We start from the raw sequence: 19,226 nt of genomic DNA on the forward strand, positions 1-19,226 counted from the left end.
GTCTGTAGACGACACGAGGGTGGCAGTTTAGCGTGCGGCCCATGGCGCGCGAATACTCTCCGAAAGAAGTCGAGCTGGCCGTCAACGCGATCAAGACGCTGTCGATCGACGGCGTCGAGAAAGCGAACAGCGGACACCCCGGGACGCCGATGGGGCTCGCGGACATCTCGTTCGAGATCTTCTCGCGCTACCTCCGCTACGACCCGAAAGACCCGAGTTGGATCGGTCGCGACCGCTTCGTGCTCTCGTGCGGCCACGCGTCGATGCTCGTCTACTCGATGCTGCACCTCGCGGGGTACGACCTGTCGCTCGACGACCTGAAGAACTTCCGGCAGTGGGACTCGAAGACGCCGGGCCACCCCGAGCACACCCACACGCCGGGGGTGGAGACGACGACGGGCCCGCTCGGGCAGGGGATCGGCAACGCGGTCGGCTTCGCGCTCGGCGCGCACCTCAAGGCCGCGCGCTTCGGCAAGGCCTACGACGCGGTGCGCGTCTTCGCGCTCTGCTCCGACGGCGACGTGATGGAAGGCGTCGCGGCGGAGGCGTCGAGCCTCGCCGGCCACCTCGGCCTCGCGAACCTCGTCATGATCTACGACGACAACAAGATCACGATCGAGGGCGAGACCGATCTCGCGTTCAGCGAGGACGTCGGCAAGCGCTACGAGTCGTACGGCTGGTTCGTGCAGCGCATCGACGGCCACGACCACGTCCAGATCCGGAAGGCGATCGACGCCGCCCTCGCGCAGAAGGACAAGCCCTCCTTCATCGTCGCGCGCACGCACATCGCGAACGGCGCCCCGAACGCGCACGACACCGCGGAGGCGCACGGCGCGCCGCTCGGCAAGGAGGAGATCGCCCTCACGAAGAAGGGGATGGGCTGGGACGAGAACAAGCACTTCCACGTCCCGGACGAGGTGTACGCGCTCTTCAAGGACCGCGCGGCCGACAACCAGAAGGACAAGGCGGCGTGGCAGGCCGACGTCGACGCGTGGAAGAAGGCGAACGCGGAGCTCGCGGCGCAGCTCGACAAGTTCGAGGCGCGCTACGTGCCGGAGGATCTCTACGAGCAGCTCCTGAAAGCGCTGCCGGAGAAGGAGGACGCGACGCGCAACATCTCGAACGCGATCCAGCAGATCGTCGCGGAGAAGGTGCCCTCGCTCATCGGCGGCTCCGCCGACCTCGCCCCGTCGACGAAGACGCTCATCAAGAAGAGCGGCAGCATCGCGAAGAGCTCGTTCGAAGGACGGAACCTCCACTTCGGCATCCGCGAGCACGGCATGGGCGCGGTCTGCAACGCGCTCGCGCTCTCGGGCGGCATCATCCCCTACGGCGCGACGTTCCTCATCTTCAGCGACTACATGCGCCCGAGCATCCGCCTCTCCGCGCTCGGCGACATGCAAGTCTTGTGGATCTTCACCCACGACTCGGTCTTCCTCGGCGAAGACGGTCCGACCCACCAGCCGGTCGAGCAGCTCTGGGCGCTCCGCCACATCCCGCACCTCGCCGTCGTCCGTCCCGCCGACGCGCTCGAGACCGCGGCGGCGTGGGCGCTCGCGCTTTCACGCAAGAAGGCGCCGACCGCGTTCTCTCTCACGCGCCAGAAGCTCCCGCACTTCAAGCGCGACGACGGCTTCGATCCGAAGGACGTGCTGAAGGGCGCGTACATCGCGCAGGAGGCGACGGGCGGGAAGCCCGACGTCGTCCTCATCGCGACGGGGAGCGAGGTGCAGCTCGCGGTCGGGGCGCGCGAGCGGCTCGAGAAGGCGGGGAAGAAGGTGCGCGTCGTGAGCGCGCCCTGCCTCGACGTCTTCGAGGAGCAGGACAAGGCGTACCGCGACAAGGTCCTCCCGCCGGGGACGAAGCGCGCGTCGATCGAGGCGGGCATCACGCTGCCGTGGCGCGCGTGGGTCGGCGACGGCGGTCTCACGATCGGCATCGATCGCTACGGCGCGAGCGCGCCCGACAAGATCATCGCGCAGAAGCTCGGCTTCACCGTCGACGCGGTCACGGAGAAGCTCACCACCTGGCTCGGGTGAGCCGCGCCGTCGCGGCGGTTCTCCTCCTCGCTTGCGGCGCGCCGATCCGCTCGGCGCCCGCGAGCGCGCGCGTCGTCGAGCCCGCTCCGGTCGCGACCGCAGCCGCGACCCCGCCGCCTCCCGAGCCCGAGCCCGCGCCCGCGCCCGACGAGGACGCGGTGACGTGCGCGAAGCTGCCGCCGCGCGTGACGAGCGGGCTGCCGGCGGGCAAGGTCGTCGCCTACGACGCGAACGTCCAGGCCGCGAAGCGCATCTACGCGTCGCTCGCGGTGGAGCCGAAGCCCGGCGCGGACGTGACGACGACGGGCGCGCGTATCGCGTGGCTCCGGACCTGCTTCCGCGAGTGGTACACGTGGCGCGAGGAAGGGCTCCGCGCGGGCGACGAGCGCGTCGAAGCGGCGGGGCGGGGGACCGAGCGCGCGTCGATGGTGTTCGCGGCGAAGCTCTGGTCGGCGGAGGCGTGGACCGCGTTCGCGCACGCCGCGCTCCAGGCCGCCGCGGCGGCGGAGCCGATCGCGCGACGTCGCGGCGACCAGCCGAGCTTCGTCGACGCGACGCGCGTCGGGCTGCGCCGGCCGCTCGCGGACGCGACGGGGTGGGTCCTCGAGGTCTGCGCCAACGCGAGCCTCGATCCCTCCGAGCGCCGCCGCTGCGACGCGCTCCTCCCCGCGGTGGACGACGTCCTCCGCCGAGACGTGAGCCCCTCGCGATGACCCGTTCGGGAGCGCCGCACCGTTCGCCGACTCCGCGCCTCGCTGCGTGCGCGATCGTGACGGTGACGCTGCTCGCCGGCGGTCGCGCGTCGGCGCAGAACGCGGACCCCTTCTTCTTCGGTGACGAGGCGGCGCTCGGCAGCGGCGCGGTCGTCGCGTCGGGGCGGGACTCGGGCGCGTTCTGGTACAACCCCGCCGGCTTCGGCGGCCTGAAGCGCGGGCTCGTCAGCGCGAGCGCGTCGACGTTCGGGATCCGGCTCCGCACGGTGCCGAACGCGCTGCGGCTGCGGGTCGGCGGACAAGACTCGGGGATCGATCTCTCGTCCGCCGACATCATCAGCGTGCCCAACGCCGTCGTCGCCGCGACGCAGATCGGCGAGAAGTCCGCGCTCGCGGGCGGCCTCCTCATGACCGAGCGCGACCTCCGCTCCGCGTTCGGCGCGACGACCGATCAGCCCGGCCGCTCGCTCGACGGCGCGCCGCTCGTCACGTCGCAGCGGCTCGACATCCAGGCCGACACGGCGAAGTACCACGTCGGCGCGGCGTTCGCGACGCAGCTCCTCGCCCAGCTCCGCCTCGGCGCCGCGCTCTACGGCACGTACACGAAGGCGGCCGTGGGCGCGTCGTACGCGTTCGGCGCGACGAACACGACCGAGCCGTCGACCGAGCGCGTCTTCGTGCTCGCGGCGGGCCGCGAGACGAGCAGCGCCATCGGCGTCACCGCGTCGCTCGGCGCGCAGTACGAGGTCACGCCGAAGGTCGCGGCCGGCCTCACCGTGCGCCTCCCCGAGGTCGCGCTCTCGCAGTCGGTCGAGGGCGGGGCGGTGATCGGCACCGGCGCGGTGAGCACGACTGATCCCGGCGTCGCCGACCTCGTCCGCGAGCCGGCGCAGCGCGCCAACGCGGCCGGCACCTTCGTCGCGCCCACCCGCGTCCTCGCCGGCGTCGCGTACGCGCTCGGGCCGCCGCAGAGCTGGGTCGAGTTCGGCGTCGACTTCGCGCACGGCCTCCCCGCCTCGGAGCTCGCCGACGCGCGGCAGCCGGCGGTCAACGGCCGGGTCGGTGTAAGATACATGCTCTCGCCGGCCTGGATCGTCGGCGGCGGCGTCTTCACCGATTTCGCGACGAGGGCGCGCCTCGGCGAGCTCGTCGTCGGGGACCGCGTCGACTACTACGGGCTGACCGCGGGCGTGAGCAAGCGGACGCCGCTCTCGCTCCGGCAGGACCCGTCGCCCGAGGCGCTCGTCCTCGTCACGACCTTCTCGCTCCGCTCCTCGATCGGCTTCGGGCAGGCCCGCGCGGCGACGATCGACCTCGACGATCCGAACGCCCAGCGCGACGACCGCTCCGACGTCACGTACTTCGAGCTGATGCCGTACCTCGGCTCGGCCGTCGTCTTCTGATCCCGATCACCCCGGCTAGGACCGGATCCGAAGCCTCGACGCGACACCACCGTCCTCACTGGGGGAACGGCGGCCCGTGGATCGCCGCAAGATTCTGAAATCCCTCGCATATGGGGAAGGGTACGCAACTGGCGCACAGCGGCACCGCGGTTGCAACCATGGGTTTTCATGCGTTTCTCGACCGCTCGGAACCTCGCCTTCGGCGCCCTCGTCGCCGCCGCGACGTGGGCCACCCCCGCCTTCGCCGACGACATCGACCGCCCGACCCTCGTGCGCGACAAGCCGCTCGACGGCACCTCGGAGACCACCGGCGCGACGTCGAAGACGGTCGGGTTCCCCTACCACGTGTACACGGCCAAGACGGACGGCTTCGTGCGGATCCAGATGGAGACGACGAACGTGAACCCGCGCGACAACGGCGGGAAGGCGTGGCGCCCGTACCTCCGCGTCATCAGCCACTCGAACGAGGACCGCCACGGCGAGGCCTGGTCGACGAACGGCCAGCAGAACGATCGCTCGACGGGGCGCGCCCAGCTCGTCCTCCGCGTGAAGGCCGGTGAGAAGTTCACCGTCATCGCGAGCATGGCCCAGAACTTCGTCGTGAAGCGGCCGGACGCGGTCGCGAACTACAAGCTGATCGTGACCGAGGTGGCCCAATGAAAACGCGGCTCGCTCCCCTCTTTCTCGCCTTCACCGTATTCGCCGCTTGCGCCGATCCGTCGGACGAGGACGTCGCCGGCACCGAAGAGGCGGTCCGCGGCCAGGACTCGCTCGACCGGCCGACCGACACGAAGGTCGACCTCGAGCCGGGCCTCTGGCACGACAACAAGCTCGTCCCCGGCGAGGGCTGGCACGTCTATCACTTCACCGCGAAGGAGGACGGCATCGTCACGTTCCAGATGCAGGCGCCGGCGGGGCACCCGAACCTCTGGTCGTACCTCCGCATCGTGAACCCCTCCAACAACAACGAGATCTGGGCGAGCGTCGGCAACAAGCGGACGAACCTCTGCGAGGTCATCGTCCCGGTGACGAAGGGCACGTACTACGACGTCATCGTCACGTCGCAGGAGAACTCGCTCCTCGTGAACGGCGCGCGCCAGAAGACCGACGGCCCCTACACCGTCGCGGTGTCGCCCGTCGACGTCACGTTCCCCGAGTGATCGAGCGATGAAGACCTCTCGTCTGCTCGCCCTCCTCCTCGCCGCCGCCGCCGCCGCGTGCGCGCCCGCGCTCGAAGACGACGCGGCCTCGAGCGACTCCGCGCAGACGGAGCGCACCCCGGACCTGCGGCCCGAGCTCGCGCAGATGAACGACGTCTCGATCCTCTTCCCGCTCGCGAAGGACGACGGCGAGCTCGCGGGCCTCATCCCGGCGAGCAAGGTCATCGCGGCCGAGTCGTACGAGAAGGCCTTCGGCGCGCCGGGCACCCTCCTCGTCGGCGGCACGCCCGCCGCGCCGCCCCACGCGAGCCTCAAGGTCGTCGCGGCGCGCTTCGATCCCTGCTTCGGCGACGCGTGCGAGAGCCAGGTCCGCCTCGTCCTCCAGCCGGTGAAGGTGAGCGGCGGTGCGGACGACACCGCGATCCACGCGTTCTACCCGATGTCGCGCGACGAGCTGAAGGACACCGTAGAGAGCGTCATCGCGGTCCGCCGCGCGAACGCCGGCGACGCGCGGCTCGGCGCGCTCGGCCCGCACCCGCTCATGAAGAAGGAAGGCCTCCTCGGCAAGACGAGCAAGGCGCTCCGCGCGATCCTCGAGGAGGCCGCGACGCCCGAGCGCCTCACGCGGATGACGGTGTTCACGACGAGCGGCCTCGGCACGGCCTGGAACTTCACCGGCTTCGATCTCGCGGACGGCGCGGCGACGCGGATGCCGATCCCGAACATCCCCGGCGCGGAGATGGTCGCCTTCTTCGCCGGCTTTCGCCCCGGCGAGCTCTCGGGCGAGCCCCCGTTCACGCCGGCGGTCAAGGACGCGAAGGCGGAGGACAACATGCAGCTCCTCGGCAACGGCACGTGGGCGTCGCGCGCTTCGGTGAAGGCCGAGGACCGCCAGCGCGCGATCGACGCCGCGGTGCGGATCGAGAACCCGACCCTGCACTCGCCCGACACGGTCGACTGCGCGAGCTGCCACGCCGCGGAGCCGGCGCGGCGCCTCGTCGGCGAGAAGAAGCTGAAGCTCACCGCCAGCCGCGACGCGGCCTTCGTCGCCGACGATCTCTTCGTCCCCGCCGCCGAGACCGCGCTCACGAGCGCCGGCGCGCCCGGCATCAACGTCCACATGTTCAGCTACAAGGGCACCGACGCCGGCGTCCACCAGCGCACCGTCAACGAGACCGCTGCGGTCGTCGCGTACATGAACGAAAAGGTCCTCGACGCGCGCCGCCAGTAGCGCCACGTTTCGGCGGGAGTTAGCCTCGTCGAGAGCGATGGGGCGGAGAGGTGCCGCGTTCGGGGTTGTCGTGGTCGTCGTCGCCGCTTGCGGCGTCTACGGCGAGGACTCCGATCGGATCGCGCCGGCGCCGGAGGTGAAGGGGGACGCGTCCACGACCCTCGAGGCGTCGTCGTCGCGTCCGTGCGGGTGCGGCCCGCACGAGACCTGCGACGAATCGAGCGGCGCGCCGGTCTGCTCGTGCGCGACGGGCTACACGCGCGCGGACGAGGGCGCGCCGTGCGCGTGGACCGGCGGCCCGCGCGATCCGGGCTTCCAGAACGATCCCGCCGGAGCGTGGACGACGTTCGACGGCGCGACGGTCGATCCGTCGATCGCCGGCCGCGTCGACCCCGGGATCCTGCGGTTCAATCAGACGCTCCTCTCCTCGCCACAAGGCGGCGCGGAGCAGTCCTTCGCGATGCCGGCGTATGCGGACGCCGAGCCCTTCGCGCTCGTCGTCTCTCCGTTCTGCGACTCGGGCTGCAACTTCCCGCTGATCACCGTCCACCTCGACGGCCGCCGCCACTCCCTCGGCCGGATCACCGCGCCGAGCCGCACGTGCCTCGGCGATCGCGGGTACGGCGGGGTCTTGCGCCTCCGTCTGTCGGCGGGGAGCGTCGCGTTCCCGTCCGGAGCGATGATGGGGCTCGACAACGTCGCGATCGAGCCCGCGCCCGACTGTCCGCTCCCCGGCGTCGTGGTCAACGGCGACTTCGAGAGCACCGGCGGCTGGGTCGCGAGCGGCGAAGGCGCGGAGGTGACGCTCTCGGGCGGGACGGGCGGCGGGCGCGCGGGGCGGCTTCGACCCGCGAAGGCCTGCGACGCTCCCACGCTGGCGGCCACGCTCTCGGTGCCCGGCGCGAGCATGGCGAACCCGGCGCTGCGCTTCACGCTGCGAGGAACGACGGGGGATCGGATGGCGGTCGAGGTCGGCGGCACGTCGATCGGCGCCGCGACGGGGAAGAACGTCTTCGAGACCTTGAACGCGTGCCTGCCGGAGTGGTCGCGCGGCCTCACGCTCCCGCTCCGCTTCTCGCCGATCCGCGCGAACGGAGCGGCGTGCGACGCGCCGAACGACGCCGAGTTCCTCATCGACGACGTCGAGGTCGTGTCCGATCCCACGTGCGCGGACCTCGTCGACGACGGCGGCTTCGAGCGCACGAGCTCGTTCTCTCCGTGGCGGACGTCGTTCTCCGGCATGGGCTCGTTCGTGCGCGAACGATCCAATCCGCGCTCCGGCGCCGGATACGGCGTCCTCCAGAGCGACTGCAGCAGCGCGTCGCTGACGCAGATGGTCACGATCCCCGACCCGGCGCCCGGGATGGGCGGCCCTCAGCTCCGCTACTGGTACAAGGCGTTCCAGAGCGGCCCGGTGAAGTTCTCCGGACCCGCCGAGATGGCGCCGGCGAGCACGTGGACGCTCGCGACGGCGTGCCTCGATCCCAAGGCGTCCGACCGACCGTATTCGCTCTCCTTCTCGCTCTTGGGCGACACGGGCTGCACCAGCGCGAGCCTCCACCTCGACGACGTCGCGATCGTGCACGATCGATCGTGCCCGGAGTGACGCGCCTCAGGTCATCCCGCCCGCGGCCTTGTCGATCGCCCACGTGATCGAGCCGCGGAAGTCGCGGATGACGCGGCCCGGTGTCTGGCGGACGTCGCCGCTCGTCGCCCAGATGCGCTCGAGCGGCTCGTGCTTCGACTTGCCGGTGACGATGACCACGGTCGCCTTCGCGTTCTCGAGGACCGGCACGGTGAGGGTGAGGCGCGCCTCGCGGCCCTTGTCCTTCGCCTCCGGGATCGCGGCGACGAGGCGATCGGTGATCGTGTGCGCGTCGTCGCCGGGGAAGAGCGAGGCGGTGTGCCCGTCGTCGCCGACGCCCATCACGAGGAGATCGAGCGCGGGAAGACCGGCGACCTTGCTCGCGACCGTGTTCCGCAGCTCCTCGTCGTACGCCGCCGCCGCCGCGCCGGGATCGTCTTCACCGCGCATGCGATGCACGTTGGCGGGCGGGATCGCGATCGCGTCGAGGAGCGCCTTCTTCGCGAGCAGGTAGTTGCTGCGCTCGTGATCGGGCGGCACGCAGCGCTCGTCGACCCAGTAGACGTGGACCTTGTTCCAGTCGATCGCCTGCTTCGCGAGGAGCTGGTACGCGAGGACGGGGGAGCTGCCGCCCGAGAGCGCGATCGTGGCGACGGCGCGCTCCTTGATCGCCTCGTGGATCGCGCGCGTCATCCGCGCAGAGGCCTCGCGCGCGACCTCCTCCAGCGTCGGCGCCGCGATGAGGACGCCGGGGACGACCTTGGTCACCATCAGGACACCGTGAGCCCGTCTTCGACGAGGGCCTCCGCGAACGCGACCGACTCGTCGAACGCGACGTCGTGGGCGGGGCGGTGGAGCGTGCGCTCGAGCCACTTCGCCGCCTTGTTCGAGCCGAGGCGCACGCGATGCTCGATCGGCGCGTGCGCGCCGAGGGTGAGGCGCCAGACGAGCACGTCGGCGTCGACCGTGGTCGCGGACGAGTGCGACGGTCCGGTCGCGAGCTCGCGCTCGATCGCGCCGAGGAGCTTCGTGTCGCCGTCGGCGACCTCGACCTCGAGCGCGGCGAGGATCTGCGGCGCGGTCCCGGCGGGGCGGGGGACCGCGCCGAGCTCGATCGCGACGTTGCCGCCGTCGGCGTTCTTCACCCGCACCGCGCCGCCGAGGCGCGCGATCTTCCACCCGAGCCGCGTGCCCAGCCACCCGAGCATGAGCGCGGCCTCCGGTCCGATGCGCGCGCCGTGATCGCCGGCCTGCTTCAGCTTCACGCGGCTGATCTTCGGCGCGAGCTCGCGGTGCTCGGTCGCGTCGAAGAAGCGCGCGAGGAGCTCCTGCCACGCCGCGACGCGCGTCCAGGCGAGGTCCATGATCCGCGGCGCGTTCGGCTGCTTGCGCGCCCACGCTGCGACCTGGATGACGCTCGTGATGGAGGTGTACTCGCTGTCGAGGATGATGCGGTGCGCGTCGTTGGCGAGGTCCTCGAAGACGGGATCCTCGACGTGCACCTTCCCGAGCCACACGAGCGCGGTCGGGATCTCGGGGACGAGGAACGCCTCCATCGCGCTCGCGGCGCGGGCGGCGCCGTCGCCGCGGCACTTGAGGACGATGCGCTCGGAGCAGATCTTCTTGCCGCCCTCGAGCGAGCAGACCGCGGTCGCGGAGCCGGAGAGCTCGTCGCCGCTCGCGTCCGGCTCGATCGACGCGAGGATCGCGCGCGCGGGGATGCTCGCGGTCACCTCGTCGACGACGGGGGTGTAGCGATCGAGGAGCTCGCTCGTCGGCGCGACGACCTCGATGTTCATCGTGCAGACGCGCGAGAGCGGCACGTCGGCCGGGTCCTCCGGCGCGGTCCAGAGCGCGCGCAGCTCCTTGTCGAGCTTCGCGATGACGCCGGCGGAGGTGGTGCTCACGGCTTCCTCCAGCGCCGCCCGTCGCGCGCGAGGAGGTCGTCGGCCTGCTCGGGGCCCCACGATCCCGAGCTGTACGTCGGCGGCGCGGTCGACTGCTCCGCCCACGCGTCGATGACGGGATCCATGAACGCCCACTGCTCCTCGACCTCGTCGCGCCGGGTGAAGAGCGTGGCGTCGCCGCGCATCGCGTCGAGGAGGAGGCGCTCGTAGGCCTCGGGCGTGTTCGATCCGAACGCGCTCCCGTAGCGGAAGTCCATCGCGACGTCGCGGAGGATGGTGGCGTTCCCCGGCTCCTTCGTCGTGAAGCGGAGCGAGATGCCTTCGTCGGGCTGGACGCGCACGGCGAGGACGTTCTGCGAGATGCCGCCGTCGGGCGCGTTGAAGAGCGAGTGCGGCACCTTCTTGAACTGGATCGCGATCTCGGTCACGCGGCGCGCGAGGCGCTTGCCGGCGCGCACGTAGAAGGGGACCCCGCCCCAGCGCCAGTTGTCGACGAAGAGCTTCATCGCGACGAACGTGTCGATCTTGGAGTCCTTCGCGACGTCCGGCTCCTCGCGGTAGGCCTTCACCTCGTCGCCCTTCACGAAGCCGCGCCCGTACTGGCCGCGCACCACGCCCTCGCGCACCATCGTGCGCTCCATCCGGCGGAGCGACTTGAGGACCTTCACCTTCTCGTCGCGCACCGCGTCGGCCGAGAGCGAGATCGGCGGCTCCATCGCGGTGAGGCAGAGGAGCTGCATCAGGTGGTTCTCGACGATGTCCTTCGTGACGCCGGTCTGCTCGTAGAACTTGCCGCGCCCCTCGACCCCGATCTCCTCCGCGACCGTGATCTGCACGTGGTCGACGTGCTCGCGGCTCCAGATCGGCTCGAAGAGGGAGTTCGCGAAGCGGAAGACGAGGAGGTTCTGGACCGTCTCCTTGCCGAGGTAGTGATCGATGCGGAACACCTGCGACTCCGCGAAAGCGTGCGCGATGACGTCGTTCAGCTCGATCGAGCTCTCGAGGTCGTCGCCGAACGGCTTCTCGATGATGACGCGCGTCCACGCGCCGCCGGTGCGCTCGGCGGCGGCGTCGTTGACGAGGCCGCCGTCCTTCAGGTGCTTCACGATCGTCTCGAACTCGGCGGGCGGGACGGCGAGGTAGTAGAGGCGGTTGCCGCGCGTGCCGCGCTCTGCGTCGAGCTCCTCGAGGTGCTTCTTGAGGTCGACGTAGGTCTGGGCCTGGTCGAAGGAGCCGCGCACGTAGGAGATGCCGCGCTCGAAGTCCTCCCAGACCGCCGCGTCGATCGGCTTCCGGCGCGAGAACTGCGAGACGCCCTCCTTCATCTCGGCGCGGAACTGCTCGTTCGACTTCTCGCGCCGCGCGACGCCGACGGTGGCGAAGCCGCTCGGGAGCGAGCGCGAGAGGCCGAGGTTGTAGATCGCAGGCATCAGCTTGCGTCGCGTGAGGTCGCCGGAGGCGCCGAAGATGACGAGCGCGCACGCGTCGCCGGTGCGGTCTTCCACGAGGCCCTTACGAAGCGGATTGGCGGGAGCGGTCATGGTGGGTCCTCAAGCCTTCGTGACGGCGTGGCCGCCGAACTGGTTGCGGAGCGCGGCAAGGACACGGAGCCCGAAGGGGTTGTCCTTGCGCGAGTCGAAGCGGGCGAAGAGGCTGAGCGCGATCGTGGGGAGCGCGACGCCGAGGCGCACCGCCTCGTCGACCGTCCAGCGTCCCTCGCCCGAGTCGTTGACGTAGGCCTTGAGCTTCGAGAGCTCCGGGTCCTCGTTGAACGCGTTCTCGGCGAGCTCGCACAACCACGAGCGCACCACGCTCCCGCGGTTCCACACCCGCGTGACCTTGCGGAGGTCGAATTTGTAGTCGCACTCCTTGAGGAGCTCGAAGCCCTCCGCGTACGCCTGCATCATCGCGTACTCGATCCCGTTGTGGACCATCTTCACGTAGTGTCCCGCGCCGGCGGAGCCGAAGTAGGCGAGCCCGTCCTTCGGCGCGAGCGTCGTCAGCGCCGGGAGCACCGCCTCGTACGCGCTCTCGTCGCCGCCGATCATGAGGCAGTACCCGTTCGCGAGCCCCCACACCCCGCCGCTCGTCCCCGCGTCGAGGAAACGGATCTGCTTGTCGGCGAGCTCCTTCGCGCGGCGGACCGAGTCCTTGAAGTTCGAGTTGCCGCCGTCGATGAGGATGTCGTTCGGCGCGAGGAGCTGCGAGAGCTCGACGATGGTGTCCTCGGTCGGCGCGCCGGCGGGGACCATGATCCACACCGCGCGCGGACCGCTGAGCTTCGCGACGACCTCGGCGAGCGACCCCGCCGCGACCATCCCTTCCTTCGCGAGCGCGGCGACGACGGCCGGGTCGCGGTCGTAGCCGACGACCTCGTGTCCACCTTTGACGAGGCGCCGCACCATGTTGCCCCCCATCTTGCCGAGCCCGACGATCGCGATCTGCATGGCGCGGCGAGGATAAACCCGAGTCGTGTCGCCGCGTACTAGAGAGGAGACGGTGTTGCCATTCGAAACGATCCCAACCCGGACCGTGACCGCGGTGTCATGCGTGTCGGGATCACGACACGTGTGCACAGAATTTCGCGGACTTTACGAGGCCTTGCGCTGAAGAGTCAGGTGCTTAGGTTCTCCGTCATGCAAAACGACGCCCACAGCACAGAGGTCTCTGGCCGTCTGCTCGGCATCGTGCGCGTGGTCGTCGGCGGCCACGTCTGCGATCTCGCCGTGCAGTCGGTGCCGTTCGACTCCGACGGCCAGCGCGCCGCGGGAGGTTTCTTCGTCCAAGGCGATCAGCTCGGCATTCTCGTCGACGACGCCGCCACCGCCGCGCAGGTCCAGGCTCAAATCGAGGCCGGGACCGCCGAGGCCGTCCGCCACCTCTCGAGGAAGTACCTCAACTGAACTTCGGTCGGGCTGAGCCGTTAACCCCCTCAGCTCACACAGAATCATTGCGTCAGCGACGCGCATCGAGCTCGTCGCATCGGAACAAACCGGACAGCTCGGACGTCTCGTCGCTGAGTGGAGACTCTTCTCCGCTCGCCGGGGGGACGTGTGCGCGGTCCCACATCGAGGAGAGCAGTCAGTCATGAATTTCGAGCCCAACGAGACGAACAACCCCCCGACCGAAACCAAGACCGAGGAGACCAAGGCGACCGAGGCCGCCCCGGTGAAGGTCCGCCGTCCGCGAGGCTTCGCGGCGATGGACCGTTCGAAGGTGAGCGAGATCGCGAGCAAGGGCGGCAAGGCCGCGCACGCCGCGGGCACCGCGCACCAGTTCACGAGCGAGGAAGCTCGCGCGGCCGGCAAGAAGGGCGGAGTCGCTCCGCACGTCCGCCGTGGTCGTGGCCCGCGCCAGTCGGCGACGGTCCCGACCGCGACGCCCGCGCCCGCCGGCGCGAAGGAGGAGGCGAAGTCTGCGTGACGGCCACAGGCCGCACCGCAGCACCGAGCTCTCCTCGTTCCGACGACGGTCGGCGAGGTCCACCCGGGCCTCGCCGATCGTTGACCTTTGCTCGAAGAGGGCGCAGAACGAACGCGCGTGAGCCTTCCGCCCGTCCGCGTTCCACATCCGCACGTCGAGGTGCGGGACGACCTGTTGGGGGGGAGCCCCGTCGTCCGCGGTACGCGCGTCCCGGTCCGCCGTTTGTGGGCGTGGCACCGGAAGGGCGTCTCGGTCGAGACGCTGGTGAAGCGCTACCCGTCGCTCGGCTGGGCCAAGGTCCTCGGCGGCCTCGCGTTCGCGTACGACAACGAAGAGCTGGTCGAAGCCGACCTCGACCGCGAGCGCGCGCTCCTCGAGTCCGAGCCCGAAAAAGTCCCCGGCCGCATGGACCAGACGACCCTCCCGTTCGGTGGTGCGAAGAAGTAGGACACGCGGCGCGAGCAGGCACGCGTAGAACTTTTCGCCGCCGAAGGCGTCCCATGTCCGATCATGGGAGCCGCCGAGCGCGCAATGACCGAGAACGATGGGGGCGCGTCCGCGCTGTCGAGAGAGCACGTGGCCCTGATGGGCAAGGTGGCGATGGCGCTCGTCGGCGACGCCGCGAGGGTCGCCGACGTGCTCGAGGAGGTCGCGCGCGAAGCCGCGCGCAGCGACGCGCCGCCGAAGGCCGCGAAGGCGTGGCTGCTCGGTCTCGTGCGCGCCGCCTGCGCGAAGCAGCAGTCGAGGCTGCCGCTCAAGACGCGCGGGTTCGAGTCGGCGCCGACGACGGAGCGCGTCGGCGGGGCGGCGGCGTCGGCGCGGAGCGCGCTCGCGGCGCTGCGGCCGACCGAGCGCGAGGCGGTGGTGCTGTCGATCGTGGGCGGGCTCGGGGTCGAGGAGATCGCGACCGCGTGCAGCATCGACGTCGCGACGGCGAAGACGCGCCTCGAGCGCGGGCTCCAGCAACTGACGGAAGGAGGCGCACGATGAGCGCTGCGGTTTGTGGTCGGGCGCGGGCGGACATCGTCGGGATCCTCGAGGGCGACGAGGCGCTCCGCGATCACGTCGCGCAGTGCGACGACTGTCGCGACGCGGTCCACACGATCGAGCAGGTCACGGCGAAGGTCGCCCCCGCGGGCGACGACTTCGTCGTGAGCGACGTGCTCGCCGATCGCCTCGCCGAGATCGCGGCCGAGGCCGAGCGCGTGAGCGTCACGCGCGTGCGCACGGAGGTGCCGGTCACGCCGAAGAGCGCGCCGGCCGCGAGCGCGAAGAGCCGCCCGAGCCGCCGCTCGATCTGGCTCCTCGTCGCGGCGTGCTTGAGCGTCTCCGCGAGCGCGGTGATCGGCTTCTCGCTCGCCGATCGCCAGCGCTCGCCCGCGATGGCGGCGACGCGCGCGTGGCACGGCAAGGTCGCGAAGATCGCGCGCGCCGGCGCGGACGCGGCGGCCGAGCCGGGCATCTTCGTCGTCGACGGCAAGGACAAGAGGCCGCTCCTCGAAGGCGCCGAGGTGAAGGCCGGCATGCACGTCGCGACCGACGGCAAGACGCGCGCGCGCATCTGGCTCGAGGACGGGACGACGGTGGTGCTCGATCGCGCGACCGACGTGACGGTCGGGAGCGAGCCGCGCACGCTGACCTTGCACGACGGCGCGCTCCTCGCCGACGTCGCCCACATCGCGGGCGCGGCGCCGGCGAGGGTCCAGACGCCGAACGGCGAGGTCCGCGTCCTCGGGACGAAGCTCTCGCTCACCGCGACGCCGGAGCGGACCAACGTCGAGGTGCTCCGCGGCGAGGTCGAGGTCGCGGCCGGCGGCGAGGCGAAGCGGGTGGCGGCGGGGCAGGAGGGCGTCGTCGGCAAGGACGGGAAGGTCGACGTCGCGCCGGCGAACGACCTCGCGCAGCGCGCGGCGTTCGGCGAGCAGCTCATCGCGACGCACAACGAGGACACCGAGGCGCCGGCGAGCGGCCTCGGCGAGCTCCGCGCGAAGCAGCCCGGCAAGAACGACGAGAAGGACCACGCCGTCCGGCTCGCGCGGCACGCGGTGAAGGTCCGCATCGCGGGCAACGTCGCGCGCACGGAGATCGACGAGACGTTCGCGAACGACACCGACGCCGTGCTCGAGGGCATCTACCGCTTCCCGCTCCCGCCGGGCGCGCTCATCGAGCGGCTCGCGCTCGAGGTCGACGGGAAGCTCATCGACGGCGAGTTCGTCGACAAGGCGAAGAGCGCCGCGATCTGGCGCGGCGCGATCCAGAACGCGGCGCCGAAGGCCCCGAAGCCGAAGGAGCAGATCATCTGGGTCCCCGGCCCGTGGCACGACCCCGCGCTCCTCGAGTGGCAGCGCGGCGGCCGCTTCGAGCTCCGCATCTTCCCGATCCCGAAGAAGGGCGCGCGGCGCGTCGTCATCGCGTACACGGAGACGATCGAGCCGGTCTCGGGCGTCCGCCGCTACGTCTATCCGCTGCCGCAGGGCGCCTCGAGCAAGATCACGATCGACGACTTCAGCGTCGACGCGCAGGTCGTCGGCCACGACGCGGCGACGCCGGTGCGCGCGCGCGGCTACGAGCTCGAGAAGAAGAGCGAGGGCGGGATCGATCGCCTCGCGACGTCGATGCAGGGCTTCGTCCCGTCGGGCGATCTCGCGATCGAATACGCGATGAACGACAAGGCGACCGACGTCACGGCGTGGGGCTACCGCGCCGACGCGCCGCCGCCGGATCCGAAGAAGCCGGATCCGATCGGGTCCGATCCGTTCGTCGCGATCGCGCTGCGGCCCAAGCTCCCGAAGTGGTCCGAGAGCAAGCCGCGCGATCAGGTCATCGTCGTCGACGCCGGCCGCACGATGTACGGCGAGCGCTTCGCGCGCGCGAAGCGGCTCGCGGTGCAGATGACGCAGGAGATGGACCGCCGCGATCGCGTCACCGTCATCGCGTGCGACGTCGGCTGCAGGGCGCTGCCGGGCGGCTTCGTCGCGCCGGGCGCGCCGAGCGCGCACGACGTCGACGCGTTCCTGACGAGCGTGACGCCCGACGGCGCGAGCGATCTCGTCGGCGCGGTGCGGGCCGCCGCGAAGCTGGGCGGGCGCGACTCCGCGCGCGATCTCCGCGTCGCGTTGCTCTCCGACGGCGTCGCGACGGCGGGTTATCGCTCGCCGGCGCGGGTCGCGAGCGAGGTCGGCGACGCGCTCGGCGATCCGCGCGCGCTCGTCGTCACGGTGCCGATCGGCGCCGACGCCGACACCGGGCTCCTCGGCGATCTCGCGCGCGGCGGCGGCGGCGTGGTCGTGCCGTACCAGCCCGGCCAGAGGCTCGAGGCGTCGGCGCTCGAGGTCCTCAACGCGACCTACGGCACCACGCTCCGCGACGTCGAGGTCGTGCTCCCGGACGGGCTCCGCGAGATGGCGCCGGCGACGGTCGCGCCGATGCGCGCGGGCTCGGAGACGATCGTCACCGCGCGTATGAGCGGCGACGCGGTGAAGGGCGACATCGTCCTCCGCGGCAAGGTCGGCGGCGATCCGTTCGAGGCGAAGTACCCGATCGAGGTCCGCGCGAGCGACGACGCGGGCAACGCGTTCGTGCCGCGTCTCTTCGCGGCGGCGCGGATCGCCGATCGCGAGCGCACGCCGGGCGCGAACCAGGCCGAGATCGTCGCGCTCTCGCATCGCTTCGCGGTGCCGGCGCGCCAGACCTCGCTCATCGTCCTCGAGAGCGACAAGATGTTCGAGGCGTTCGGGATCGATCGCACCGAGCACGGCCCGCGCTGGACGGGCGAGACGGTCGCGCAGGGCACCACCGTCGCCGCGATCCCGCGCGCGATCGCGGGCGGCGACGATTCGGACGGGCTCGCGAGCGCGTTCTCCGACGAGGACGGGGAGGAGAAGTCGAAGGCCGACAAGGGCCTCGGCCTCGGCAGCCTCGGCGCCGGGAGCGGAGGCGGCGGCTTCGGTCGCGCGGAAGCAGCTCCGCCCGCGCCCGCGCCGGCCGCCGCTCCGACGCTCTCGCAAGAGCAGAAGGCGGGGCCGGCGAAGCGGCGGCCGGCCGCCGACCTGGTGGATCCGTTCAGCGACGCGACCGCGTCGCGGCGCTGGCGCGGCGATCGCGGCGGGCAGTTCATGAAGAAGGTGTTCGTGCGCCGCGCGACGCTCACCGCCGACGCGACGCCGGCGGTCTCCGCGGAGAAGGTCGCCGCCGCGCGCGCGGCCGTCGCCGCCGCGCCGGACGAGCGATCGAAGCACAAGGACCTCGCGAAGCTGCTCGCGCTCTCGGGTCAGCTCGACGAGCTGGAGGAGACCCTCGCGAAGTGGTCCGAGCGCGACCCGCTCGACTTCGACGTCATCGTCGGCCGCGCGGAGATCGCCGCGCGCCGCGGCAACCGCGACACCGCGCTCCGCATCATGGGCGGCGCGCTCGCGGCGAACGCGCTCTCGAACGCGGACGCGTACACGATGGCGCAGACGGTGGCGCGCTCGTTCGAGCGGATGGGACGACCGGAGGGCTGCGCCTTCCACATCGCGGCGGCGGAGATGAAGCCGGCCGATCCCGAGGCGCTCGGGTGGGCGATCAGCTGCGAGCGCGCGGAGGGCCGTTCGGCCTCGGCCGAGCGCTGGCTCGTCGGGCTCAAGGACGCGCAGCGCACCGCGGTCACGAACATGCTCGCCACGCTCGAGCAGAAGCGGACCGAGAGCGCGCGCGGCGACATCGTCGTGAACGCGACCTGGAGCGGCGGCGTCGATCTCGATCTCGCGATCGTCGATCCGTCGGGTCGTCGCTGCGCGGCGGTCACGCGGCTGAAGGGCGCGCGCGTCGAAGGCGCGACCGCGCGCGATCGCGAGACGCTCGCGATGACGTCGAGCGACGGCGGCTCGTTCGCGGTCGAGGTCGTCCGCGCGAACGCGGCAGAGACGACGCCGGTCAGCGGCAACGTGACGATCAAGGCCTTCGGGCAGACGCGCACGGTGCCGTTCACGCTCACCGGCGCGCGGGCGCAGGTCGGCCGCGTCGACGTGCGGTGGGAGCAGGAGCTCGTGCCCGTCACGAACCCGGACGAGATCGCGAACGCGAACGTGCAGGTCGGCGGGGCGCAGTTCGATCGCGCCGCCGCCAACGCGTCGCTCAGCGCGGTCTCGCTGCGTCACTGCAGCGCGAGCGGGCAGGTCGGCACCGGCCACGCGACGATCACGTTCTCGCCGACCGGCGGCGTCTCGCAGGTCGTCGTCGACGATCCGACCTTCAGCGGCACCCCGGCCGGCCGCTGCGTTCAGACGTCGTTCTTCAACGCCCGCGTCCCCGCCTTCACCGGCGCCCCCGTCCGCGTCGGCAAGAGCTTCTCGCTTCAGTGACGAGGGGCTCGCGCCCCGGGTTCTCAGCTGGCTTCGAGGATCTTGACCAGGCTCTCGAGGGCGTCGAGGACGCGGGCGCGTTCGCCGCGCGGGACCTTGTCGAGGAGCGCGCCGAACGCGGCGCCGGCGCCGCTGCTCACGGTCTGGGCGGAGCGGCGGCCGCGGGGCGTCAGGCGCACGTCGGTCTGACGGCCGTCGTCGGAGCCCTTCTGGCGCGCGATGAGGCCGGCGCGCTCGAGCCCCGAGAGGTTGCGGCTCGCGGTCGAAGGGTCGATGCCGAGCAGCGTCGCGAGCGTCGACGTCGAGAGGGCGCCACGCTCGGCGATGAGCTGCAGCGTCTCCGCCTGCTGCGGAGTCACGTCCCCACTGCGCGCCCGCTCCCGCGCGATGCGTCCGAGACCACGAGCAATGGCAAGGAGGGCA

17 protein-coding genes are annotated in these 19,226 nt (G+C 71.5%); 12 read left to right on the forward strand and 5 right to left on the reverse strand.

The genetic code is table 11. From position 1 onward, the window contains the following. Positions 1–41: 41 nt before the first annotated feature. From tkt to KF837_27190, 7 genes are all read left to right on the forward strand, one after another. The gene (tkt, locus tag KF837_27160) at positions 42–2,039 is read left to right on the forward strand and encodes a transketolase (GenBank protein MBX3231030.1); all 1,998 of its coding nucleotides are present in this window, start codon (positions 42–44) and stop codon (positions 2,037–2,039) included. Further along, positions 2,036–2,752: a hypothetical protein gene (locus KF837_27165; protein MBX3231031.1), complete on the forward strand. Its 717-nt coding sequence runs from the start codon at positions 2,036–2,038 to the stop codon at positions 2,750–2,752. The genes tkt and KF837_27165 overlap by 4 nt, the downstream gene beginning before the upstream one ends. Continuing rightward, the gene (locus KF837_27170; GenBank protein MBX3231032.1) at positions 2,749–4,155 is read left to right on the forward strand and encodes a hypothetical protein; all 1,407 of its coding nucleotides are present in this window, start codon (positions 2,749–2,751) and stop codon (positions 4,153–4,155) included. The genes KF837_27165 and KF837_27170 overlap by 4 nt, the downstream gene beginning before the upstream one ends. A 168-nt stretch (positions 4,156–4,323) precedes the next feature. Then, on the forward strand, positions 4,324–4,815 hold the full coding sequence (locus KF837_27175; GenBank protein ID MBX3231033.1) for a hypothetical protein: 492 nt from the start codon (positions 4,324–4,326) through the stop codon (positions 4,813–4,815). Further along, positions 4,812–5,315: a hypothetical protein gene (locus KF837_27180; GenBank protein ID MBX3231034.1), complete on the forward strand. Its 504-nt coding sequence runs from the start codon at positions 4,812–4,814 to the stop codon at positions 5,313–5,315. Before KF837_27175 ends, KF837_27180 begins: the two co-directional genes overlap by 4 nt. A 7-nt stretch (positions 5,316–5,322) precedes the next feature. Next, on the forward strand, positions 5,323–6,546 hold the full coding sequence (locus KF837_27185) for a hypothetical protein (protein MBX3231035.1): 1,224 nt from the start codon (positions 5,323–5,325) through the stop codon (positions 6,544–6,546). 37 nt (positions 6,547–6,583) lie between these two features. Beyond that, entirely contained in the window at positions 6,584–8,152 is a 1,569-nt protein-coding gene (locus KF837_27190; protein MBX3231036.1) for a hypothetical protein, read from the forward strand. Positions 8,153–8,158: 6 nt separating this feature from the next. On the opposite strand, the gene pgl is transcribed toward KF837_27190, so the two are convergent. Genes pgl through gnd form a run of 4 tightly spaced genes read right to left on the reverse strand, consistent with a single transcriptional unit; the run spans position 8,159 to position 12,485 of the window. Next, on the reverse strand, positions 8,159–8,902 hold the full coding sequence (pgl, locus tag KF837_27195) for a 6-phosphogluconolactonase (GenBank protein ID MBX3231037.1): 744 nt from the start codon (positions 8,900–8,902) through the stop codon (positions 8,159–8,161). Continuing rightward, positions 8,902–10,038: a glucose-6-phosphate dehydrogenase assembly protein OpcA gene (locus KF837_27200; GenBank protein ID MBX3231038.1), complete on the reverse strand. Its 1,137-nt coding sequence runs from the start codon at positions 10,036–10,038 to the stop codon at positions 8,902–8,904. The genes pgl and KF837_27200 overlap by 1 nt, the downstream gene beginning before the upstream one ends. Beyond that, positions 10,035–11,579 carry a glucose-6-phosphate dehydrogenase gene (zwf, locus tag KF837_27205; GenBank protein ID MBX3231039.1) on the reverse strand — a complete coding sequence of 515 codons (1,545 nt, stop codon included), beginning with the start codon at positions 11,577–11,579 and terminating at the stop codon, positions 10,035–10,037. The genes KF837_27200 and zwf overlap by 4 nt, the downstream gene beginning before the upstream one ends. Positions 11,580–11,588: 9 nt before the next feature. Continuing rightward, positions 11,589–12,485, reverse strand: a complete 897-nt coding sequence (gene gnd / locus KF837_27210) for a decarboxylating 6-phosphogluconate dehydrogenase (GenBank protein ID MBX3231040.1) — start codon at positions 12,483–12,485, stop codon at positions 11,589–11,591. A 189-nt stretch (positions 12,486–12,674) separates the two neighbouring features. Between gnd and KF837_27215 the strand changes: the two genes are divergently transcribed. From KF837_27215 to KF837_27235, 5 genes are all read left to right on the forward strand, one after another. Continuing rightward, positions 12,675–12,941 (forward strand): hypothetical protein, encoded by a 267-nt coding sequence (locus tag KF837_27215; GenBank protein ID MBX3231041.1) that lies wholly within the window; start codon positions 12,675–12,677, stop codon positions 12,939–12,941. Positions 12,942–13,239: 298 nt separating this feature from the next. Further along, positions 13,240–13,461 carry a hypothetical protein gene (locus tag KF837_27220; GenBank protein MBX3231042.1) on the forward strand — a complete coding sequence of 74 codons (222 nt, stop codon included), beginning with the start codon at positions 13,240–13,242 and terminating at the stop codon, positions 13,459–13,461. Positions 13,462–13,578: 117 nt separating this feature from the next. Next, positions 13,579–13,908: a DUF433 domain-containing protein gene (locus tag KF837_27225; protein MBX3231043.1), complete on the forward strand. Its 330-nt coding sequence runs from the start codon at positions 13,579–13,581 to the stop codon at positions 13,906–13,908. A gap of 138 nt (positions 13,909–14,046) precedes the next feature. Then, the gene (locus KF837_27230) at positions 14,047–14,451 is read left to right on the forward strand and encodes a hypothetical protein (protein ID MBX3231044.1); all 405 of its coding nucleotides are present in this window, start codon (positions 14,047–14,049) and stop codon (positions 14,449–14,451) included. Continuing rightward, on the forward strand, positions 14,448–18,803 hold the full coding sequence (locus KF837_27235; protein MBX3231045.1) for a FecR domain-containing protein: 4,356 nt from the start codon (positions 14,448–14,450) through the stop codon (positions 18,801–18,803). Before KF837_27230 ends, KF837_27235 begins: the two co-directional genes overlap by 4 nt. 23 nt (positions 18,804–18,826) lie before the next feature. Here the strand turns inward: KF837_27235 and KF837_27240 are convergent, their stop codons facing one another. Then, entirely contained in the window at positions 18,827–19,162 is a 336-nt protein-coding gene (locus tag KF837_27240) for a MarR family transcriptional regulator (protein MBX3231046.1), read from the reverse strand. Positions 19,163–19,226: the final 64 nt, after the last annotated feature.

It is taken from the genome of Labilithrix sp., from assembly GCA_019637155.1.
In the GTDB taxonomy this organism is placed as follows: Bacteria; Myxococcota_A; Polyangia; order Polyangiales; family Polyangiaceae; genus Labilithrix.